16 protein-coding genes are annotated in these 16,115 nt (G+C 53.9%); 6 read left to right on the top strand and 10 right to left on the bottom strand.

From position 1 onward, the window contains the following. Window positions 1–281: 281 nt before the first annotated feature. A complete protein-coding gene (locus tag EV681_RS08100; RefSeq protein ID WP_128396866.1) occupies window positions 282–941 on the bottom strand; it encodes a lysozyme inhibitor LprI family protein in 660 nt (219 codons plus the stop codon). 233 nt (window positions 942–1,174) lie between these two features. Between EV681_RS08100 and trhA the strand changes: the two genes are divergently transcribed. The 3 genes from trhA to EV681_RS08085 all read left to right on the top strand — a co-directional run bounded on the left by trhA (window position 1,175) and on the right by EV681_RS08085 (window position 3,617). Further along, entirely contained in the window at window positions 1,175–1,789 is a 615-nt protein-coding gene (gene trhA / locus EV681_RS22820; protein WP_128396865.1) for a PAQR family membrane homeostasis protein TrhA, read from the top strand. Between the two features lie 195 nt (window positions 1,790–1,984). Continuing rightward, the gene (locus EV681_RS08090; RefSeq protein ID WP_128396864.1) at window positions 1,985–2,986 is read left to right on the top strand and encodes a Bug family tripartite tricarboxylate transporter substrate binding protein; all 1,002 of its coding nucleotides are present in this window, start codon (window positions 1,985–1,987) and stop codon (window positions 2,984–2,986) included. Beyond that, window positions 2,979–3,617 (top strand): hypothetical protein, encoded by a 639-nt coding sequence (locus EV681_RS08085; protein ID WP_128396863.1) that lies wholly within the window; start codon window positions 2,979–2,981, stop codon window positions 3,615–3,617. Before EV681_RS08090 ends, EV681_RS08085 begins: the two co-directional genes overlap by 8 nt. A gap of 247 nt (window positions 3,618–3,864) precedes the next feature. Here the strand turns inward: EV681_RS08085 and EV681_RS08080 are convergent, their stop codons facing one another. Continuing rightward, window positions 3,865–4,602 (bottom strand): ArsR/SmtB family transcription factor, encoded by a 738-nt coding sequence (locus tag EV681_RS08080; protein ID WP_128396862.1) that lies wholly within the window; start codon window positions 4,600–4,602, stop codon window positions 3,865–3,867. Window positions 4,603–4,754: 152 nt separating this feature from the next. On the opposite strand from EV681_RS08080, the gene EV681_RS08075 reads away from it, so the two are divergent. Then, on the top strand, window positions 4,755–6,041 hold the full coding sequence (locus EV681_RS08075; RefSeq protein WP_130303693.1) for an MFS transporter: 1,287 nt from the start codon (window positions 4,755–4,757) through the stop codon (window positions 6,039–6,041). 116 nt (window positions 6,042–6,157) lie between these two features. After that, a complete protein-coding gene (locus EV681_RS08070; protein ID WP_130303692.1) occupies window positions 6,158–7,801 on the top strand; it encodes a pyridoxal phosphate-dependent decarboxylase family protein in 1,644 nt (547 codons plus the stop codon). 73 nt (window positions 7,802–7,874) lie between these two features. On the opposite strand, the gene EV681_RS08065 is transcribed toward EV681_RS08070, so the two are convergent. After that, window positions 7,875–9,401, bottom strand: coding sequence for an FAD-dependent oxidoreductase (locus EV681_RS08065; RefSeq protein ID WP_130303691.1), 1,527 nt, complete (start codon window positions 9,399–9,401; stop codon window positions 7,875–7,877). Between the two features lie 44 nt (window positions 9,402–9,445). On the opposite strand from EV681_RS08065, the gene EV681_RS08060 reads away from it, so the two are divergent. Next, on the top strand, window positions 9,446–9,946 hold the full coding sequence (locus tag EV681_RS08060) for a MarR family winged helix-turn-helix transcriptional regulator (protein ID WP_130303690.1): 501 nt from the start codon (window positions 9,446–9,448) through the stop codon (window positions 9,944–9,946). A 227-nt stretch (window positions 9,947–10,173) separates the two neighbouring features. Here EV681_RS08060 and EV681_RS08055 read toward each other — a convergent pair whose 3' ends face one another. The 7 genes from EV681_RS08055 to EV681_RS08025 form a co-directional block, all read right to left on the bottom strand. Then, window positions 10,174–10,959, bottom strand: coding sequence for an HpcH/HpaI aldolase family protein (locus EV681_RS08055; RefSeq protein ID WP_130303689.1), 786 nt, complete (start codon window positions 10,957–10,959; stop codon window positions 10,174–10,176). Between the two features lie 24 nt (window positions 10,960–10,983). Continuing rightward, the gene (locus EV681_RS08050) at window positions 10,984–11,970 is read right to left on the bottom strand and encodes a Bug family tripartite tricarboxylate transporter substrate binding protein (protein WP_128396856.1); all 987 of its coding nucleotides are present in this window, start codon (window positions 11,968–11,970) and stop codon (window positions 10,984–10,986) included. 67 nt (window positions 11,971–12,037) lie between these two features. Beyond that, the gene (locus tag EV681_RS08045) at window positions 12,038–13,054 is read right to left on the bottom strand and encodes a LacI family DNA-binding transcriptional regulator (protein ID WP_130303688.1); all 1,017 of its coding nucleotides are present in this window, start codon (window positions 13,052–13,054) and stop codon (window positions 12,038–12,040) included. After that, window positions 13,051–13,818 carry an SDR family NAD(P)-dependent oxidoreductase gene (locus tag EV681_RS08040; protein ID WP_130303687.1) on the bottom strand — a complete coding sequence of 256 codons (768 nt, stop codon included), beginning with the start codon at window positions 13,816–13,818 and terminating at the stop codon, window positions 13,051–13,053. Before EV681_RS08040 ends, EV681_RS08045 begins: the two co-directional genes overlap by 4 nt. Next, window positions 13,815–15,134, bottom strand: a complete 1,320-nt coding sequence (hisD, locus tag EV681_RS08035; protein ID WP_130303686.1) for a histidinol dehydrogenase — start codon at window positions 15,132–15,134, stop codon at window positions 13,815–13,817. The genes EV681_RS08040 and hisD overlap by 4 nt, the downstream gene beginning before the upstream one ends. A gap of 113 nt (window positions 15,135–15,247) precedes the next feature. Further along, window positions 15,248–15,574 (bottom strand): DUF2149 domain-containing protein, encoded by a 327-nt coding sequence (locus EV681_RS08030; RefSeq protein ID WP_130303685.1) that lies wholly within the window; start codon window positions 15,572–15,574, stop codon window positions 15,248–15,250. Next, the gene (locus tag EV681_RS08025; RefSeq protein WP_130303684.1) at window positions 15,574–16,083 is read right to left on the bottom strand and encodes a MotA/TolQ/ExbB proton channel family protein; all 510 of its coding nucleotides are present in this window, start codon (window positions 16,081–16,083) and stop codon (window positions 15,574–15,576) included. Before EV681_RS08025 ends, EV681_RS08030 begins: the two co-directional genes overlap by 1 nt. Window positions 16,084–16,115: the final 32 nt, after the last annotated feature.

Genomic DNA, 16,115 nt, shown 5'->3' with positions numbered 1-16,115 from the left:
AGCTTGAAGCGCAACAAACCTTCAACGGGCGCCTATCCAGGACGATCCGGCCCAGACAACCGTGATGAATGGTCTGAATGGCTGTCTGGCAGCGCGGTTTTCTAAATAATGTTCAATCAATTCAACATTATAAGGCTCTATCATGGAAAGTTTTTCTTAATTTGCGCTATTGGCATTTTCTGCTCTTTTGGCTTATCCGGTGGATAATGAAACCAGTCATTTAATTTTTTATATTAATAACGTAATTTTCGCAGAACATGACGCCGCAATCGGCCCTGGCTTCATTTCTTCTTGTAGATCCCATCAAACGACGCCGCATTCCCACAAAAGGACTGGCAGCTCTTGGGCTTGACCGAAAATTGTGAGCCGGACACGTTTAAATCTACTATGCATTGATCAGTTGTTCCGGTCTCCTCTTCTGTGAAAACATGGTGAACCGCGGTGCCTGCCAGCGGTGCAAGAAAGGTTACCGAACACGAATCATAGGAAGGAGCCCCCACATCAGTCGAGATATTGACCGACAGGTTTCCGTCTGGAAACAGAACACTGTCAAGAACCCCCTTATTGTTGCTAAACTGACCTGTGTACTGTTGTTTATCATAGGATGAACTCAGTTCAATATAGCGGGCGCGATAACTGTCGACCAGGCAGTTCATGACTTTCTCATCTGAGCCTTTGCACTGGTTACGCTTTGCCAGCCAGGCACGCTGGCTGGACTCAAGCGCAGCAAGATTTGTATCAGGCACTTTGCGGATCGCCTTGTACAGGTTAGCCATCGTCTGGTCGATCCACCCCATACCCGAGTTGCCGCCAGAACAAAGAACTTTTTCAACTTGCGTCTTTGCTTTGGCGCAGTCAAAACTTGGCGCTTCCTGAGCGCTTGCCAGGCAGGGAACCAAAAGCAAACATATGCCAAGCCCGTATTTGAGTTGATCATTCATGCGCCAGATGTCCTTCTATTTGTAAGATTTTGGTAACCCGTGCGTGTTGCGCGACTTGCAAACTTAGCAAAATATAACATCAAAAGAGGATTAGAATATCCCTTCGATACATGACTGACCATAGCCAGCCAGAATATTGCACTTGCAGCGTTAAGTGGCAGTAAAAATTCCCTGAGAATCACCTCTATTTATCGATTTTCAGTCCAAAACCACCTTCACAAAAAAAGTCTATTATGTATCCGGGTGAACGATTCAATTGTCTGAGCCATCTTGCCGGACTTGTCGTCATGTTGTGTGGATCAGTTTACTTGTTGACCAACGTAATCCATGCAGGAGATTTATTTAGAATCTCTGGCGTTTTCGTTTTTTCAATAACTGTAACGTTACTGTTCATAACATCGACGATTTACCATGGCACACGGGAGCCTCTTAAGAAATTCTGGCAACGCTTCGACCACTGCTCTATTTACCTTCTTATTGCAGGCACGGTCACGCCATTTGTCCTGAGAGCGGGTATGGGCTATGTGTCCTGGTTTTTACTCGCCCTAATATGGGGTCTATCCATTTTGGGTATTTATCAACAAATCCGTGCAAAAAATGACAGTGCGCCGTCAATATGGATTTATCTTATTCTCGGCTGGATAGGCGTCCTTGCAGTTCTACGTGAATGGCGATTTTTTAGCACCATCTCAGTGTCATTTCTTTTAATCGGCGCGATACTTTACACGATCGGGACGATTTTCTATTCTAATAAACGGCAATTTCGCCATGCTCATGGCGCCTGGCATTTGTTTGTCCTGGGCGGCGCCATATGCCACTTCCTTTCCATTAGATTCTACGTACTTTAGTCCCTATATCCTTTTTACGATAGAAGACGAAATCCCGAAAAACGCTGCTGGCCAGCATTGTGCGTCCCCGGCACTATTCCCATAGTGTCCGCTCGTACTTAAGCCCCCATGGGGGCGCAGAATAAGTGAGTGCACTTGATCGATGTTGAAGCTATACTGGCAAAAAAAACGACATCGGTATAAGGAGACAACAGTATGGCTATATCCACCCGGCGCCGCAGGTTGGTGCAATCGTTGATCGCCATCAGTGGCGCAGCAGCGCTGAACGTCAGGGCTCAACCGGAAACTGCGCAATGGCCGACCAAGGCTATTAGACTGATCGTTCCATTCAATGCGGGCGGCGCCACGGACATTATTGCGCGCACGATCGCCGAGGCGCTAGCCAAGCGCATGGATCAACCTGTGGTCGTGGAAAATCAGCCCGGCGCATCAGGCATTATTGGCACCAATGCCGTCGCAAAATCGCGTGCGGATGGCTACACACTGTTGCTATCGCTCAGCACATCAATGCTGATCAACCAGTTCTTATATGAAAAATTGCCTTACAGTCCACAGAAAGACCTGTTGATGCTTTCTCAGATCGCCATTGCCCCTGTTACGCTCGTTGCGCATCCATCACTGCCTGTCGATGATATGAATGCCCTGCTGGCCTATAGCAAGGCGAATAAGGGTAAGTTGACGTATGGATCCTGGGGTGTCGGGTCATACGCACATCTGGCTGGTGCCTACATGAGCAAAAGTATGGATGCCGGGATGGTACACGTCGCGTATAAAGGTGAGTCGCCAATGCTTCAGGATCTGATTGGTGGACAAATCCAGATGTGCTTTGCCAGCGCACTCAATACCAAGCCCTTTATCGATGCCGGCCGCATCAAAATTCTCGGCGTTACCGGAACTGCGCGCATGGAAATCCTTCCGGCGGTGGCCACCATCAAGGAGCAAGGTGTGGCAGACGAGGCCTATTCCATTGCAGGCTGGGTGGCAATGGCGGCGCCCACGGATACGCCGCGCAAAATTATTGACAAGCTACAATCACATTTGGCCGAGATTGCGAAGGATCCCGTTATCCGTCAGAAAATTCTGGCCGCAGGTTTTGAGCCGCTCATCAATACGCCGGAAGCGTTTCGCAACAATTACGAGCGTGATATGCCCATCTGGAAATCCCTGGTGGAGCAATCAGGAGCCAAACTTGGATAAGACTATCGCAGGCCAGCATGCAGATGCAAACCGCAAGATGATCCCCAGCGCTACCCTTGAGATCGAAACCAGGCGATTGACTGCCGTATTGGTCTGCTTTTCCATAGGCGGATACCCGGCCTGGGCCGTTGCCGCTGCACCCAAACTGCAAATGCACCGGCAAATGGTGCAACAAAAAGATGCGAATGGCCTGTACCCCGCGCAATCGACCAAAGGTCACTTTTCGGTAATATCGCCGATTCCATTTAACGACTACACAATAACGACAGAAGATCCAAACATCGGCACGTTGACGATGCATGGCATTGGCAGCAAAAGCGTCGATGGCATGGAATTTGGCACGATAGAAACCGTGCGGACCGCAAGACAAAAAGACCTGAATTTGCGTGATTTTATTACGCGCACGGCAGCCAACCTGGGAGCGATGGCGCCTGCAATTGTCGTGAAGCAGGAAGGCCCTGAAGAAGTGGCCCGTGCGGCTTTCGAGGGCACGTCGCGCGCCATTGTCATGCGGCTATCGAAAACAGCTGGCAGCGTATTCAATGTCATGTGCGATTATCCGGTCAAGGCAGCACAAACGGCCCGACAGAAGTGCGACAACTATGTATCCAGCTTCCGCTTGAAAAATTGAAGTCACGGTGCCAACTAACAGCGAAGTCCAAAACCGATATTGCCTGGGAAAATTCCGGCTGGAATCGCGACGCTATATCAACGTTTTCCGACACCGCCCGCTTCAAACGATGGCTTTCGGGCTCTTTGTTGGCAATTGCATCACAATACTTACATACTCATACTACTAATTTCAAGTAACGCAAAGGCAAGCGGCACACCGGATCGCCGCGCCTTTACGTCCCGTTGCGACTATGCGCTTGATTTTTCTAGAAAAGATCGACTGTCTTCAGGGAAAATGCCTTGCCCATCGCTTGTTGCCCATGGGGAGTCACCGTAACAGCGCGAGTGCCTGCCGCACGCCGAATCCAACCCTTGTCCAGATAACATTGGCATAGTGCAGCCCCGAGCGCACCCCCAATATGAAAGCGTCTCGCACTCCAGTCCAGGCAAGGACGGCAGAACATGCGCCCGGTTCCGCGACTTGACGCACGGTGACGGGCAGCATCCAGGTCAACACCCAGGGATCGCAGAAATCGGTCGCCCTCATCGGTCAATAGGCCCCCATCACCAGATAGCTCAATGCACCCGGACTCAATGAGGTGGTCAGTCATTTCGACCGCCAATTGTCCGGCCAGGTGGTCGTAGCATGTGCGTGCATAGCGCAGGGCCTTGTCGCGCGGGCCAGTCACAGGGCCGGCAGATCGCGGCCGGCTATCTTGCGCATCCGGATCAGCCGACAAGGCCATGATGCTTTCGATCATGTGAGCAACCGCCGGCGAAGCCAGCCGGTGATAACGATGCCTGCCTTGGTGTTCCCTGACAAGCAGGCCGGCCTCGACCAGGCGCGTGAGGTGTCCGCTTGCAGTTTGCGGCGCAATACCGGCAATACGGGACAGCTCGGTTGCGGTCAGAGCGCGCCCATCCATCAGCGCGGTAAGCATGCTGGCGCGGGCAAGATCACCAAGCAACGATGCTGTTTGGGCAATGTAAGCAATACTGACCATGGTTTACTCCTGGAACATATTATGATTTTAACAAAGTTATCTCGCCCCATGGTACGGTCTGCGCCGTAGCAATTGGCGCCCCTCATCGTCATAATGCACTTATATTCTCTCAACACAAAGTCGGCATTTTCCGCAATCAAAGGACGATCTACATGGGCTCTTCTCTGACTAAACAAACACCGGCATTTTTTGGCGTTTGGGTTGTACGTGCCGCCTTCCTTCTGGCAATTTTTGGCTGGGGCGTCGGGTTCTATGGACCGCCGATCTACCTGGCCGAGGTAGCACAGCGCACGAACTGGCCCTTGAGCCTTATTTCACTGGCTGTCACCTTGCACTTTCTGGTCGGTACATTGGTGATCCTCAGCCTGCCTCGTCTATATGCCAGGGTTGGGTTACCCGCAACGACAGTATGCGGCGCCGTCCTTACCGCTATTGGCGTCGTTGGCTGGGCCACTGCCTACGAGCCGTGGCAATTGTTCTTGGCGGCCAGCCTCACCGGCCTCGGATGGGTCACGATGGGGGCTGTTGCGGTCAATACTATTGTTGCTGCCTGGTATCACAAGAATCGTCCTATCGCGTTAAGCAAGGCGTATAACGGCGCCAGCGTCGGCGGGGTTATATTCTCGCCCTTGTGGGTGGCATTGATCGGCTGGCTGGGTTTTACCGGCGCTGCAAGTATCGTAGGCGTGATGGTCATTATTATCGTATGGCTGCTGGCCCGCTATGTGTTCACTAAAACACCAGAAAACACCGGGCAGGCGCCAGATGGCAACGTTTCGGACACGGCTCCAGTTCAGCGCCGCCAACAAAGCAGCAACGTAATGCTGCCTGGCGCCGCGCTTTGGCGCAATTGGGCCTTCATCACACTGTCTGCGGGTATGGCAATCGGCCTTTTTGCACAGATCGGTTTGCTGGCTCATTTGTTCAATATTTTTTCCCCTGTAATCGGAGCCCAGCAAATGGGCTGGCTCATGGGACTGGGAACCGCTTGCGCGATTGGTGGCCGCGCCATAGCCGCACGGGCAGTTCAACGATTTGGAAACCGACGTACCGTTGCCGCGGGGGGTTATTTGATCCAGACGCTCGGCACGGCAACGTTGCTTCTTTTTGGCGCGGACAATGTCTTGCTTCTTACCCTTGGCGTCATGCTGTTTGGCTCCGGTATCGGAAATGCCACCTCTATTCCACCGCTGATTGCACAATCAGATTTTGCCCCTGAGGATGTGCCCAGAGTTGTAGCCCTGACTGTTGCCATTGCGCAGGGGACCTATGCTTTCGCACCTGCCTTCTTTGGCGTGCTGCAAAGTCATGCTGATGGCCAGCCAAATGCCATGCACGACATGTTTTTTGCTGCCGCCATTGGTATACAGGTGCTGGCTGCTGCGGCATATCTGGCGTATCGCGGGCCTCGCGCATTGCTCAATATTCAACGATCATAACTGCGCTCTCGCATGCTGCGGTAATCCGCTACGCCGTCGTTCCCGTGCTATGCAGTGGTAGCGCTGGTACGACACGAAATAAACGCAAAAACCGCTCAAATCATTCACGTGGCCGAATGAGTACATTAAAATCCACGCCAAAGACAATGAATATCGAGAAAATCAAGATGGATCTAATTTTGAACGACGACGTCGATAGCCCAATTGATGGCGTCCAAGAGGCAAATACCTCGCACACGCTGATCGACGCTCTTTTCAACTCCAATACAGCGACCCTGCGCAATAGAGTCGACGACAGTTGCAGGAAATTCTTCACATCAACCGATGCCTCCACTGACCTGCACATCGACGACATTCGTAGCAAGTTCATGCAATTTGATGCACCAGCGCAGGGAAAGTCCGCCGAGGCTTATATTGATCTGCTTGACAGCGAAGTATTGCCGCATTGCTCGCATCTGGCGTCGCCAAGATATCTGGGACACATGACTTCGCCGATTCCACAGTTTCTGCCTGAAATCGGACGACTGGTCCAAACGCTGAATCAGAACGTTGTCAAAATGGAAACGAGTCGCGGGATGGCATTCCTGGAGCGCCAGGTCATTGGCATGCTTCACCGGGAAATCTTTCGTGCAGACAGACAATTCTACGAAGAGAATTTACAAGCCACTTCCTCAGCACTTGGCATCTTTACCAGCGGTGGAACACTCGCAAATATTTGCGCGCTCTGGACTGCATTGCGCCTGGCGGATACAGCGCAAGCATCCGAATCCACAAAGGCATTGTCGCCCGACGAACGACCGGTCATTATCGGTTCGGAGTTGATGCACTATTCGTTTGACAAAGGCGCGCAGTTGCTAGGCGCGCAGCTGCATAAAGTGCCTGTGAACAATCTCTTTCAGATTGACCTGGACGCGTTGAACGATGCCGTTGAAAAATACCGACAGGCAGGCAGAAAAATTGTCTGCCTGGTTGCCATTGCAGGAACAACTGATTACGGCAGTATCGATGCAATCGCAAAAATATGTGACATTGGCAAGAAAATTGGTGCGCATGTGCATGTAGACGCTGCCTGGGGCGGTGGCTTAATACTGAGCGAAAGCAATCGGCATCTGCTGGACGGGATCGCGCAGGCAGACACCGTTACTATCGATGGCCATAAACAGCTGATGCTGCCCTTGGGTTGCGGCATGCTCTTTTTCCGTGATCCTGCCCTCTCCCAACTGACCATGCATCATGCGCCCTATGCTGTTCGTGCCACATCGTTTGACCAGGGACGGTTTACCCTGGAAGGTACGCGTCCCGCTACCGCCCTGTATTTGCACGCGGCATTACATATTATCGGAAAAAACGGCTACGACGATATTTTCTCAAAGAGCATGCAGCGGGCACGCTACATGGCTCAGACAATCGAGACGCGTCCTGAATTTGAATTGATTGCCGCGCCAGTCATGAATATTCTCACGTACAGATATATCCCTGAAAAATACCGCAATAAAAAAATTGACGATCTGGATAATATTCAGATCAATCGCTTCAATATTTCTCTACAAAAATGGCAAAGACAGAAGGGAGACAGTTTTGTCTCCAGAACCTTCCGTGCAATCGGCCAATATAACAATCAGGGTCTCACGTTGCTGCGAGCCGTGTTGCTCAATCCGCTGACGACCAATGACGACATTGATTTTCTGCTGAACGATCAGTTGCATATTGCCCGCTTGCTCGAAAGCCGGATTCGTGACACCCCTGCATCACATTCATAATAATTTATACAACTTAGGGCGGAGCGCCCTTCGGCAAATGATCAACCTCGCTCCGGCCCTGCCACAATCGTAATCAAGGCGACACTGATGCTGTCGCTGCAGCGCGTTGCTCCACGCCCATGCGATCCAGATAGACGTCAAGCTCAGCGACACTATCTGCATCAACGATCGCACCTACATACCCGTCCGGACGGATAAGCACACTCTCTTCTGGTGCCAGTCCATAAGCGTCGTGGATGTTTCCCCATGCGTCGATGACATCACCCTTCGGGCCGATGTAGTGCACATGCAGCCCGGGCCTTGGCTCGACCTTCTCCAGTCGCTCTGCATGAACAAGTAGCGTCCAATGCCCGCCTTTGAACAATTGAAACAGTCGCGATGGTTGACCTGCTGCACCACGGATCTGTGCATCGGGCGCGCGATGCCCAGCCCGAATACCGTTTTTACGTTGCGGCAGCTCGATTGCAAGCGGCGAGTCCATGTAACCGATGTCCAGCTGGCGCGTCTCGCGTCCGCGGCGCATGCCACCCGGCTTCTGATCCTTCAGGAGCCGGGTGGACAGGCCAAGCACGGATTCAGCCACCGGACGGCGTTCTGCCTCGTAGCTATCCAGCAGGCTGTCTGGCGCACCCCGCAGCACGGCCGCCAGCTTCCAGCCCAGGTTGTAGGCATCCTGCACACTGGTGTTCAGCCCTTGTCCGCCCGTGGGCGGGTGGACGTGAGCGGCGTCGCCGACCAGACATACCCGGTCCACACGATAGCGCTCGGCCAGCCGCGCACTCATCTGGTAATCCGAGGCCCACGACACGGTATGCACGTTTATATTCGCAAGTCCGGTTCGCCCTGCGACCAATGTGGTCAACCCCTGAGCCGACAGGTCTGCCTGCTCATCCGGCTGGATCGGCGCCTGGATCTGAAATAGATCGGTACCGGCCAATGGGCAGATGGCAACCATCCGCGGCATATCGCCGTCATTAAAAATGTGCCAGGCATCTCGATCCAGGCCGGTCAGCGTCACGTCAGCCACGATTGCACGCACGTCCAGCGTCTTGCCCGGAAAGCCTATACCAAGCGTTTTTCTCACGAAGCTGCGCCCGCCGTCGGCGCCCACGAGGTAGCGAGCACGAACAATCTGCGGGCCCGCTGGCCCTGACAGGGTTGCCGTGACGCCGTCGGCATCTTGCTCGAAGCCAAGCAGCTCGCAACCGAATTGCACCTGGTAGCCAAGCTCATGCAAGCGCTCGCGCATGATTTGCTCTGTCAGAAACTGCGGGAGCATAAGCGGCAACTGATACGGTTCGGCCGGCGAGGCCTCATCACGTCCTGACAGATCAGATTCAACATAGCTGCCATCGTCACGATGCAGGCGCTGGCGGGGATAATAGCCGCCGCGGGCCACGACTTTGTCCAGAATGCCCAGATCCTCGAACAGCTCTTGGGTTCTGGGCTGTATACCTTTGCCGCGTGATCCGGTAAACGGCGTCGCTCCCTTTTCGATCAACCGGAACGAAACCCCGCGACGTGCAAGGTCGATAGCCAATGTTAGCCCTGCAGTACCTGCTCCGCAAATTAATACATCTGTAGTCGATTGACTTGTCATGATTGCTCCAATATGTGTAATATGCACTCAACAGGAGTTATATTATGACATTTAGGAAAAATGTGCAAGATACACATATATCGGCGCAAATGAAATCTCTTCATGGGTCATTGATCAGCATCCTTAGCGCGCTGAATCGCCCACGGAACGACGAGAAGATGATTGAGGATGCCGGAATCCGGCTTGATCGGGCATTGTTTTCCGCGCTCGTGATGATCGAGCGGCTGGGGCCGATTGGGGTGGTGGAGCTGGCCGATCGTTCGGGGCGAGACTACACCACGATCAGCCGCCAGGTCGCCAAGCTCGAAAGCCTGGAGCTGATCAAGCGCCGGGCCAACCCCACGGATCGCCGGGTGCGCGAGGCAGTCATCGCGCCAAAGGGCAAGGCAATGACAGATCAGATCGATGCTGCGCGAGAACGCATGGCCAATGCGATCTTCAAGGACTGGAGCAAAGATGAACTCGATGCATTCGTCAAATCCATGCGAAAGTTTGCCGATGCACTGGACGCAGGGCCGCCGATCGGCGGTGCACAGCCCGATTAAAGGGGTATTTAATGCACAAATGGATGCGTGGCGCGCCATCACATGCGATGCTTATATCGGGATGACAGTGCCCTTTTGCATTGTCAGCACACACTGCCCTCACCGAGCCCGCACTATGCGCGCCAGTCGACCCACGTTCGGCGTTCCCAACCCCGCAGTGGGCGTCTATTGAGTATCAAGCTACCTTGGGATAATGCCGACTCTCGTTAAGAACAGGAATGTGCAACTCAATAACGCAGTACCGCTTCGCCTGTCCTGCTGGCCGCCTGTTTTAACGCGCGAGTGATCAAGGCAGTGCTCACGTTGGCAAAATACCTGGCGCCCAGTGCGGCATACTTCTCCTCATCTTCAGGGGTCAGCGCAATGATTCCCGGACACTTGCCGGCGTTCGCGATGGCTGCCAGCCCCTGCCCGATTGCTTGCTGCACTGGCGGCGCATTCCAGTCGCTGCCATGCCCCATGGCATGTGCCAGATCATTCGGACCGATAAACACGGCATCGACGCCTTCTACACTTGCAATATCGTACGCTTGCGCGATCGCCTGTGGCGTCTCTAACATCACGATCAGACTGATGCCCTCGTTACTGCGCTGCGTGTGACCGGCACCGCTAAACGCGCCGTATCCTGCCGCTCGTGTACTGAATGCACTGCCCCGTACGCCCTTGGGCGGATAAAACACGCGCGCGGCCAACTCGCGCGCCTGCTCGACCGATTCCACCATGGGGATTTGCACCGCACTGACTCCCATGTCCAATACACGTGGCAAGTCGTGGGCGAAACACCGCACAACCGGGATAATGCCGCTGGCGCGTGCGGCCCGCAGCATATTCTCGGTAACGCCCAGATCGGCGCTGCCGTGTTCATTGTCGATGATAATAAAATCAAAGCCGGCGTAACCGCACATCTCAACGATCGCTGGGCTGGGCAGCCCGTTAAATAAACCGCGCACACGCTGCTGTCCATGCAGCAACGCCGGCAATCGGCCGTCCAGTGGATAATGAGATTCTGTCATTGCTGTTTCCCTTTCTCTGTCTTATCAGTTGGCCTTTATACCTGCTTCTTGCACGACCTTGTGCCACTTCTGAACTTCAGCTGCCTGAAAAGCACCAAATTCCTTGCTGCCACGACCATCGGGCTCGACGCCCAACTGCCGCAGCTTTGCGCCAAATTCCGGCATCTTGACTGCGATCGCAATTTCATGTGCCAACTTGTCAACCACCGCTTGCGGCGTACCCGCCGGCGCAAAAACACCCTGCCACGACTGCATTTCAAAACCGGGCACGCCAAGCTCAGCTAGCGGTTTGACGCCTGGCAGATCGGCCAGTGCCTTGGCCGAAGTCACGCCCAATACCTTGACGCGCTTGGAATCTATCATCGGCCGGGCCGCCGCCACTGTTTCGAAAATCAGGTCGATCTGGCCACCTATCAGATCCACCATGGCTTGCGATCCGCCCTTGTAAGAAATCTGTTGCAATGAAGTCTTGGTGATGGACTGAAATAACTGACCAGAAAGGTGTTGCGACGTTCCCGGTCCTGCCGTCCCATAGTTTAATGCGCCGGGTTTCTTGCGCGCAGCATCGATCACATCTTGCACACTATTGAAGGGGCTATCGGCACGCACAACCAGTGCGTTGCTGACCATTCCAACAAGGGCTACGGGTGTAAAGTCCTTGACCGGGTCGTAACTTAAGGATTTCACGAAAAAGGGATTGACTGCGTGAGTGGTAATTGTGCCGCCCATAATCGTGTAGCCGTCTGGCGCAGATCGCGCTACGGTCTGCGTGCCCAGGATGCCGGATACACCGGGCTTATTCTCAATGATCATGCTCTGTCCGAGCTGTTTGGACAATTGCTCAGCCAGCAATCGCGCCACCCCATCGGATACGCCGCCTGGTGAAAAAGGCACGATATATCTCACGGGTTTTTCTGGCCATTTGGTGGCGCTTTGCGCGTGCACGATTGGGCCAATAGCCAGCAGCGCTGCAGCGCAGAATGCACCTGAGAGCAGGTTGCGTTTTTTCATATTAAAATCTCCATTTTCCTGGCCACGGGCTAAGTCGCCCGCAACTTAAAATCTAAATAGTTGTCCGCTACGCTGCGGGTCTGACTGTTTTTCTTTCCACCAACATGCACGGAACCACGATCTCGCGTGCGCGCACTTCACCACGCATCTGTTCAAGCAAAAGTTCAACCGTAGCGTCTACCATGGGTTCCACCCGTTGATAGACAGTGGTCAATTGGTACGCTCCCCAGGCCGCCTGGGGAACATCGTCAAAACCGATTACGCCCACCTCTTCGGGTACGCGCAAGCAAAATTCCTGGCGCAACACGTCCATGACCGCGATTGCCATGTGATCGTTCGCGACAAACACCGCGTCAGGACGATCGGCATGGCCAAACAGACGTCGTGCTGCATCTTTCGCCCCATCAAAACTGTAATGGCCCGTATCACGATAAGACACGCTTGTCCCCAACTCGGACAGCGCCTCCTTAAAGCCTCGCTCACGCTCCAGGCTGGTTGAGGAATCCTCCAATCCAGCCAGAAACGCGATTCGTTTGTAGCCCCTGGCCACTAACAGTTCAGCAGCCAGACGTCCACCAGCTGCATTGTCGGACGTCACGGAACTGGTCGCATAGCGTGTCAGTCCGCCCAAATCCGAGATGCGATTGAACTGGACAACAGGCACCCCCACGTCAGAGCAACTTTTGGCCAACGTCGGTGACAACATGGTTGAGGCCATGACGATGCCCTCGACCTGGTATTGCAGGATATCGGCCAACACCCCATCTGCGCCTTCGTCTATATCCGCAATGAACATCAGTACGTGATAGCCCTGCTTTTGCAGTTTCTGGGACAGCTTTTCAATCACCAATGGATAAAACTGGTTCTCCAGATAGCTCATCACCAATGCCACGATGCGGCTTTGCCGCGTGATCAGACTTCGGGCCAGGGCATTTGGCCGGTAACCCAGGCGCTGTGCAGCGGCCAGCACCTTGTTGCGCGTGCTTTCGGATACGCTGGCACCTGGTGTGAAAGTGCGGCTGACTGCCGATTGCGATACTTGCGCCAGATCAGCCACATCTTGCGCGCGTGGTGCTGTTTTCATGCTGCGGTCCAGCCTCCATCCAGCATCAGGGCACTGCCTGTCATCAGGCTGGACGCACTGCTGGCCAGAAACACCACTGCCCCCATAACCTCATCGACGCGACCCAGACGTCCCAGCGCAATTCGTTCGCAAACCCACTGCCTAAAGCCAGGCTTGTCAAACATCGCTGCAGTCATAGGCGTTTCAATAAAGGTGGGGCAGATCGTATTTACCCGGATACCATTTGCCCCCAATTCCCAGGCCAGGGCCTTGGTCATGCCTTCCATGGCGTGCTTGCTCGCACAATACAATACCCGTCGCGCACTTCCTACATGACCCATCTGTGATGAAATGTTGATCATGGAGCCGGGGCGCTTGGCCGCCAGCAGTTTTCGTGCCACTGCCCGGCTGGTATAGAACGCTGCCTTTACGTTCAGGTCGAATACCTCGTCGATGTCGCTATCGCTCTGTTCGACCAGAGGCACAGGCCGGTTCATTCCCGCGTTGTTTACCAGAATGTCGTATGGCGATGCATCCGCAACGGCAGCATCAACATCTGCCGAGCATGTCACGTCCAGCACCACAAAATCACACGAGATCTGGCTGTCACGTAAGGCTGCGCACGCGCTTTCGAGTTCGGCTGCCCGGCGCGCCGCCAGTGTTACATGGGCGCCGGCTCGGCCTAACGCGGTGGCCGCGGCCAGCCCGATGCCGCTGCTAGCGCCTGTTACCAGTGCACGTTTGCCGTCCAGCCGAAAATCCGGGCTTTGAGGCAATTGCATCATGCCTGATCCTTTACCGGTTCATACCAGGGCAAATCGGGACGGTTGCCATAACGACGTACCCGAATATTGGCCTGCTCGCCATGACCTGCGAAGTTTTCCATATGGCATAACCGGGAGCAGTATTCACCCATGGTGACGCTGGCCGCGTCAGTGAGCACGCGTTGATACGTGCAGGTCTTCAAAAACTTGCCAACCCACAACCCTCCTGTATAACGTGCGTTGCGATTGGTAGGCAAGGTATGGTTGGTGCCGATGACCTTGTCGCCGAAACTCACATTTGTACGCGGACCCAAAAACAGCGCCCCGTAATTTGTCATGTTATTCAGGAAATAATCAGGATCATGCGTCATGACCTGCACATGTTCAAAAGCCAGCTCATCGGCAACGCGAAGCATTTCTTCATCGGTATCACAGACGATGACTTCACCACAATCGTCCCAGCTTTTCTTGGCAATCGCTGCGGTGGGCAATATCTTAAGTTGGCGCTCGATCTCGGCCATCGTGTCGCGCGCCAGTTTTTCGCTGGTCGTCAACAATATGGCGGGCGAGGTGGGACCATGTTCAGCCTGACCCAGCAGATCGACGGCGCACAACTGGCCGTCCACACTGTCATCGGCGATCACCAGCGTTTCGGTTGGTCCGGCAAAAAGGTCAATGCCTACGCGACCATACAACTGGCGCTTGGCTTCGGCAACGAACATGTTGCCAGGACCGACCAGCATATCCACAGGAGCGACACTGGGCGTACCGACCGCCATGGCCACAACGGCCTGCACGCCGCCGAGCACCAGAATTTCGTCGGCACCGGCCATGTCCATCGCAGTAACAATGGCAGGATGCGGCTTGCCCTGATACGGCGGCGCTGTAGAAACGATGCGCTTGACGCCTGCCACCTTTGCGGTCAGCACGCTCATGTGGGCCGATGCGAGCAACGGGTACTTGCCGCCGGGAATATAACAGCCCACCGCATTCATCGGAATGTGCTTATGGCCTAAAACGACGCCCGGATAAGTCTCTACTTCCACATCTTTCATGGAATCTCGCTGGATCTGCGCGAAATTGCGAACCTGTTTCTGGGCAAACGCAATATCTTCGATTTCGCGTGCAGACAGTTGCTTGCGTGCTGCAGTGATCTGGTCACGAGACAGCCGAAAGTCGGCCGGATCCCAGTTATCGAACTTACGACTGTACTCACGGACGGCTTCATCACCGTCCTTTTCAATACGACGGATAATTTCTTCGACCGTGGCGCGCACTTTGGCGTCATCGTCGGTTTTGACCTCGGCCGAGCGGCCTCGCTTCAGATAGTGGATCATAGTAGTGTCGTCTCAGGCGTTAGCTGTGGATAAAATTGAAGTTGTGCTATCTTCAATTTCTTGCATAGGTATGCAAATAGGGGTATACCCTGAGCCATTTGACACTTTGGATACTACTGAATTAGTTCTTTAGCCCCACTCTCAGGCACGTAAATCATCCGGCCATCATCCAATCGATAGGTCACGCCCGCGCGTGCCCCCTGCCCTTCACCAACCTTGCCACTGGATTCGTAGCGCGTCAGTTCTTTGCCCTCTTTGACAGTAATGCGCATTTCGGCTTGGCCCGGATTCTCTACCACAACCACGTTTTCCCCGGCTAATGGGCCTAGCGGATTCTGTGCGATCACAACCATCAGCAGCCCAATGATGACCAGAAACAGGTCGATGAGATTGACGACCGACAGCATGGGATCGGTGTCATCGTCCTCAAGGAAACGCATTATGCCGACTCCTCTTGCAATAACAGGGTACGTTCAGCCCGATGCAAATCCTGCAGCAGCCAGCGGCGTCGTATAGTGAGGATGAAAAAACAAAGGCTGGCAGCCAGCAGTGCGAGAATAACAGCCGAGAACGCGGCCACCATGTTTTTACCTACTTCTGTCGCATCACCATTGCCCAGCGCCAGCAAAGCCGGCCCCATGGGAATCATGGTGGCGATAAGGCCCAGCATCGGTGCAGTGCGTGACACAATCCGCAGCCATTCCAGCTGTTTCAGGATATACAGTTCCAGATCACCAGAAGATATTGCCTGACGCTGTAAATAATTCCTGGCCTGTTTCAGCAGCCTATCGACGCTTGCCTGCCGACGCCGTTGCCAGCCTTCAACCAAAAACGCCCCCAGCATCCCTACTGCATACAATAGAGACAAAACAATGAGAAGCAGGACCGGCATAAGAAAAACGCGGGAGACTGCGTATAACAAGTGTTCGATATCGGAAAAAAAGTCCATTAGGTTGTCTCGGGTTATAGGGATCAATCGGA

This window comes from Advenella incenata (assembly GCF_004217095.1).
In the GTDB taxonomy this organism is placed as follows: Bacteria; Pseudomonadota; Gammaproteobacteria; order Burkholderiales; family Burkholderiaceae_B; genus Advenella; species Advenella incenata.
This window is presented reverse-complemented; position numbering and strand designations above follow the sequence as displayed.